Raw genomic sequence first — 5697 nt, forward strand, 5'->3', positions numbered from 1 at the left:
AACACGGAAGTTAAGCTCTCTAGCGCCGATGGTAGTTGGGACCTTGTCCCTGTGAGAGTAGGACGTCGCCAAGCAACTTTAAGACGAGTCAGAATGACTCGTCTTTTTTGTGTTTATAAAAATAAGAATGGCTGGTAAATCTCAGTTTATTAAAATTTCACTTTATTGTTCACATCAACAAGTTCAAAACGCTCACAGACGAGTAACATATCTTCAGAGAAATTAAGACCAATCTCATTTAGTTCCTTTGTAAAAAAACGAACATGGGTGTCTCTCCAGTAATTATAAGTACGATCTCCTTCGCCTTCAGCGATAGCGAATTCTTCGCTTACTTCATTCATTGGTGTTACAGTTACTTCTATTGTCTTAATAATAGCTACAGGTTCATCATTACTATTGAGTATAATACTATAATCATTAGTAGTCGGTAGCGATTCATTTTCTAATTCATAAAAAATGTGACCGGAGCATGTAGCTGTTTTAATACCGTCAATTACTAGTTGTGCAAGATAATTAGGGGCATCCCCAAATTGCCAAGCTGTAACAGATTCTGGTTTTTTGTTGTTTCCCCAATAAGTATCCCAATATGTCTGTGCTAATTGATTCATTTTTATCGTCACCTCACTCTAATTAATATTTAATCTCTTTATAATTCCTAGGAAATTTATTTATTTGTTATGCCTTTGTACTTATTTTTAATTTGTATCAGTGTTTTGCAAATTAAAAAGATACTATGTGGAGTGAATATAGTTTGTAAATATGTTCTGTACATATATGGGATCTTTAATTTTCCAATTGCATTTTATGATAAAGGACATAGTTACTTAAAGAACGTTCAGATTATGAATGGTAGTTTATTATCACTATGCCATATTGAAGTGAGTAATACTAGAGTTGAAATAGATAAAAAAACCGATATTCTAAATTGAATATCAGTTTAATAATATGTGACTTATATGAATCTATAGCAATACGAAAAGCGTAAATAAGATAGCCAACAAAATACGGTAGTATGCAAAAGGTTTTAAACCTATCTTCTCTAAAAGCTTTAGAAAAGTTACTACTGCTAGCATCGCTACTATAAAAGAGGTAATGAATCCTACCGCGAACATAGGGATGTCATCGACACTTAAATACTTCCAACTTTTTAGTAAGTCTAAGCCTGTTGCCCCAATCATTACAGGAAGAGCTATTAGAAAAGAGAATTCAGATGCAGTCTTATAATTTACTTTTGCTAATAGACCTCCAGAGATAGTAGAGCCAGCTCTAGAGAAGCCAGGGTATACCGCTAAGCACTGAAATAATCCGATTGTTAAAGCTTGGCGGTATGTTAAATCGTCCAGTGAATAGGCTGCTGCCCCTTTCTTTTTTACTTCTGCAAAGATCATAAGAATTGCCCCTGCTACAAGTCCAATCACAACAGTGTATGGCTGGAATAAGTATGTTTTAATAATATCATGTAGTAGCAAGCCAGCAACCACTGCCGGAAATACGCCAAGAAATACATGGAACGCGTTGAATTTTTTTTCTTTCTGTATAAGAGGTTTAATATTACATAAAGAAACGAGACGTTTATGATATAAAATTGCAATAGCTAAAATTGCGCCTAGCTGAATAACAATTTCAAACGTTTTTGCTCTTTCTCCCTCAAAGCCTAATAAATGCCCGACTAATATAAGGTGGCCAGTAGAAGATATAGGTAAAAATTCAGCTAATCCTTCTACAATACCGAGTATGAAGGCAATAATGATATCGCTCATAGTTTCACTCCTATACATTAATGAATGTCTACTTTTTTAAAATAGAATAGTGTTGCAATAAATCCGGAAATTGTCGTTACTGCAATGATGATATAAGAATACTCTGGTGGATATGTCGGTTGTAATTCGTTATTTGCGATATCTAGAGTAGCGGTCCACGGAAATAAATCTTTATGCTTGGAGTTTACGAGCATAAGATTAGTCATTGTAATAATGACTGTTAATATAATGGGTGGTACATAGCTCTTCATTACAAGAGTTAGTAGCACAATAGGTGAAGACAATAGAAAGAGAAGTCCACCACATATTAAAAATTCTAGGAAAGAACCTAAAAGTAAAGAAATGTTAAAACCAGGGAAGTTCCCCAATAGCCCTAATATTAAAGTAAGTGCCCAAGCGACTAAAGTTAGCATCATAATCCAAAGAAAGAGAATGATGAATTTACTTGTAATAAAGCTAATGCGTGACACGGGGATAGTTAGTAAATTTTTCAGTGTATCTTCTGTATATTCGCGGGTAAGCAAATAAGCAACCACTACTCCATATAAGGGGAATCCTATAACTAAAGTAGTATATAAGTTAACGTCAGTAAATAATTGATCGAACCAAATAGTTGGAGTTGGCTGTTTTGTTTTTATATGTATATAAGAGGCTACTACAACTAAGAAAGGTGCGACACCAGCACCAATAATGCTAATTAAAAACATATTAGAGCGTTTTAGTTTTAAGAGTTCTGTATAGAGTAGATTAACCAATTGTTCCACCTCCAACTAGTTTGGTGAAATAATCTTCTAGTCTATCTTCACTTATCATCATTTTTAATACTTCAATATCGTTAAGAACGAACGTTCTGTTTATGTATCCTTGTTGTCCAAAATGAGAGTAAATACGAATATTTCCTTCATCATGTACTTCATAATCAAAAATTTGAAGATGATTTTCTAATAACATCACAGCTTTATCGTCATTATTCACTTGAAACTCTATGTACTTACGGTTTGCTTTGCGCAGCGTATCAAGAGAAACTTCTTCTAGTAACTTTCCTTCATGAATAATTCCGATACGATCGACTAACTGTTCTACCTCGGCTAATATGTGACTAGAAATCAGTATTGTTATATTTCTTTCTTGAGCTAAAGAATGAATAAGTTTTCGCATTTCTTTAATACCAATAGGGTCTAGTCCGTTAGTTGGTTCATCTAATATGAGTAGCTCAGGATAATGGAGAAGAGCACGCGCAATTCCTAAGCGTTGCTTCATTCCTAAAGAATACTTTCCTACTAACTTTTTTGTCTCATGCTGCAAGCCTACTATTTCTAATGCTTCTTCGATAGCATTCTTTTTGTGAACCCCAATTATTTTTGCATTAATTAATAGGTTTTCTTTTGCAGTTAAGTTTTCATAAAATCCTGGAACTTCAACTATAGAACCAATTCTGCTTAAAATATCTTTTTGATTTTGGAATAAGTTCTCTCCGAATATTTCAATCGTTCCACTTGTAGGCTTTATAAGACTAAGCAGCATGCGAATGGTTGTTGTTTTACCAGCACCGTTGCGGCCTATGAAGCCATAAATCTCCCCTTGTTGAACATTAATATTTAAATTATCTACTGACTTTTGATTGCCATATACTTTAGTAAGGTTAGTCGTTTTTATAATTGTATTTATAGGAGACACCTGCTTTCTATAAGTTCTTACTTACATCATAAAAAGGAAGGCTTAACTGCATATTAATCATTTCTTAACTATTTCTTAAAAGTATTGTGTTTTGGAATAGAAAAGCCAAAAGTAGTTCGTTTCCATGGAGTACTTTCAACCCATATATGTCCACCGTTTTTCTCAACGAGCGCTTTGGAAATAGAAAGCCCGAGACCGCTACCACCAAATGAAGAGTTTCTTGATTGTTCGCTTCGGTACATTCGCTCAAATACGTTTTGTAAATCATGTTTTGGAATACCAGGGCCTTGATCCCAAATATGAAGTTCGTATTCTGCATCAGCTTCTAGCAATTCGACTCCTATTGTTTTCCCATCCTTTCCGTAATAAATTGCATTTTTCATTAAATTACCGATAATCCGCATAATGCTTAGATGATCTGCGATGATAGGACAAGTAGACTCTGGTATGCGAATTTGCAGTTCGATGTTATGTTTTGAGAGCTCAGGTAAAAATTCAATCAAAACTTCTCTAGTAACTTCAGAAAAGTTGAGTTCTTCTTCTTTTAGTGGAAATTCATTAGCGTCTAGCTTCGCCATATTGAATATTTCATCAACTAGGTGCTTTAAGTTATTTGATTTCATATAGAGTATTTTAAGATATTCTTGTTTTTCTATTTCAGAAGCAGCAACTCCGTCTTTCAAAGCATCTATATATCCGATAATGGAGGTGAGTGGTGTTCGTATATCGTGGGAGATACTAGACAAAAGTTGTTTTCTGGATTCTTCGGATCTTTTGGCTTCAATTTGAACCTGCTCTAATTTACCTATTAGCTCGTTTATTGAAAAAACGATATTATGTAATGAGTGGTCATTGCTTGTGAATAATCTCGTTTGTAAGTTTCCTTTTAGTACACGACTTAATTTAGTATCCATTGCTTTGCGATGTTGAATGAATTGTATTCTTGAAAAGAAGAGATAAATTGTAATTAAGATAAGGATAATAAATAAAGACATTTTTATTCTTGGATCCATTTGTATGTTTAAAATCCCGCAAATGATAAGTTGTAATGAAATCAGGAAGAGGGTTTTATCAGTCTTCAAGCTTTTCACCTACAAACTTATAACCAATTCCCCATATAGTCTGAATGAATTTTGGATTGGAAGGGTCAATTTCTATTTTCTTTCTAAGTTTTCGAATATGTACCATAACGGTATTGTCATCTTCTATATAATTATTGTCCCATACATTTCGGAAGAGCTGTGTTTTTGTAAATACTTGCCCTGGGTTTGAAGTAAAGAATTTTAACAGTTCCAGTTCTTTTCCGGTTAAGCTAATTTCTTCTTTGTTTGTATGAACTGTGTATGTATTTAAATTGATAGTTAGTCCTTTAAAAGATAAAGTTGTTTTTTCTTGAGCAGTATTGTTACTTCCGAGAACTAAAAAACGCCGCATAAGAGCTTTTACTCGTGCAATTACTTCGTGAATGCTGAAAGGTTTCGTAATATAATCATCAGCACCAATGCTTAAACCTAAAATTTTATCAACTTCGTGATCTTTAGCGGTGAGCATTAATATAGGTACGTTAGTTTTATCTCTAAGTTTTTTACATACCTCGATTCCATCTATTTTGGGCATCATAAGATCTAGTATAACGAGGTTATAGTTATTTTGATTAAATAAATGTAAGGCTTCTTTGCCGTTGATTGCAGTGTCTACCATGTATAATTCTCGTTCTAAATATATTTTTAATAAATTTCGGATTTCTTTATCGTCGTCTGCTATAAGGATACGTATATCTTTCATATCTTCACCTGCTTCTAATAGAGTTTTATTGATAGTACAACAACTCTCTAATTATATACTAGTATTTGTTAAAATAAGGTTGCTAGTTTTGTTGGAGGAAAACGTCCACACAAGTTAAGTCTAGAGTTCAAATTAACTCGAATATATTTGGAAAAACAAATTAAAGAGAAGCAGAAGGTGTGCTCCGATAATGAAATCCTATAGAGACGTATTTAGTTAAAAGAGCATAAAAATATTAAATTGAAGTTCTTTATAAAAAGGTGTTGACGATTATGCTTTAGAGGTGTAATATAGAACAAGTCGCCGATGACAATAACGTCGCAAGCGACAAACGAAATGAAAAACTTAGTTGACATTGAAAGATGAAAATGTTAACATAAGGAAGTCGCAAATGAGCGGCCAAGTAGTTCTTTGAAAACTGAACGAAACAAACAACGTGAAACGTCAATTTTTATTTTAGATGCTAGACAAACTA

6 protein-coding genes are annotated in these 5697 nt (G+C 33.5%); all 6 read right to left on the reverse strand.

Going from position 1 to position 5697, the window contains the following annotated elements:
- Nucleotides 1-149 precede the first annotated feature (149 nt).
- Nucleotides 150-608 carry an ASCH domain-containing protein gene (locus ACTFR3_RS30275; protein WP_001072420.1) on the reverse strand — a complete coding sequence of 153 codons (459 nt, stop codon included), beginning with the start codon at nt 606-608 and terminating at the stop codon, nt 150-152.
- A 354-nt stretch (nt 609-962) separates the two neighbouring features.
- Complete coding sequence (gene uppP / locus ACTFR3_RS30280; protein ID WP_001279958.1) at nt 963-1760, reverse strand: undecaprenyl-diphosphate phosphatase UppP; 798 nt, start codon at nt 1758-1760, stop codon at nt 963-965.
- A 17-nt stretch (nt 1761-1777) separates the two neighbouring features.
- Nucleotides 1778-2515, reverse strand: coding sequence for an ABC transporter permease (locus tag ACTFR3_RS30285; RefSeq protein ID WP_000247711.1), 738 nt, complete (start codon nt 2513-2515; stop codon nt 1778-1780).
- The gene (locus ACTFR3_RS30290; protein ID WP_000074581.1) at nt 2508-3437 is read right to left on the reverse strand and encodes an ABC transporter ATP-binding protein; all 930 of its coding nucleotides are present in this window, start codon (nt 3435-3437) and stop codon (nt 2508-2510) included. The genes ACTFR3_RS30285 and ACTFR3_RS30290 overlap by 8 nt, the downstream gene beginning before the upstream one ends.
- A gap of 68 nt (nt 3438-3505) precedes the next feature.
- Nucleotides 3506-4519 carry a sensor histidine kinase gene (locus ACTFR3_RS30295; RefSeq protein ID WP_000845331.1) on the reverse strand — a complete coding sequence of 338 codons (1014 nt, stop codon included), beginning with the start codon at nt 4517-4519 and terminating at the stop codon, nt 3506-3508.
- The gene (locus tag ACTFR3_RS30300) at nt 4509-5222 is read right to left on the reverse strand and encodes a response regulator transcription factor (protein WP_048657123.1); all 714 of its coding nucleotides are present in this window, start codon (nt 5220-5222) and stop codon (nt 4509-4511) included. Before ACTFR3_RS30300 ends, ACTFR3_RS30295 begins: the two co-directional genes overlap by 11 nt.
- Between the last annotated feature and the right edge of the window lie 475 nt (nt 5223-5697).

Source organism: Bacillus cereus group sp. MYBK14-1 (assembly GCF_051916885.1).
GTDB classification, from domain to species: domain Bacteria; phylum Bacillota; class Bacilli; order Bacillales; family Bacillaceae_G; genus Bacillus_A; species Bacillus_A cereus.

Coding starts and splice junctions, on each gene's coding strand:
- ACTFR3_RS30275 (WP_001072420.1), bottom strand. CDS start 608: ATGAATCAATTAGCACAGACATATTGGGATACTTATTGGGGAAACAAC.
- ACTFR3_RS30300 (WP_048657123.1), bottom strand. CDS start 5,222: ATGAAAGATATACGTATCCTTATAGCAGACGACGATAAAGAAATCCGA.
- uppP (WP_001279958.1), bottom strand. CDS start 1,760: ATGAGCGATATCATTATTGCCTTCATACTCGGTATTGTAGAAGGATTA.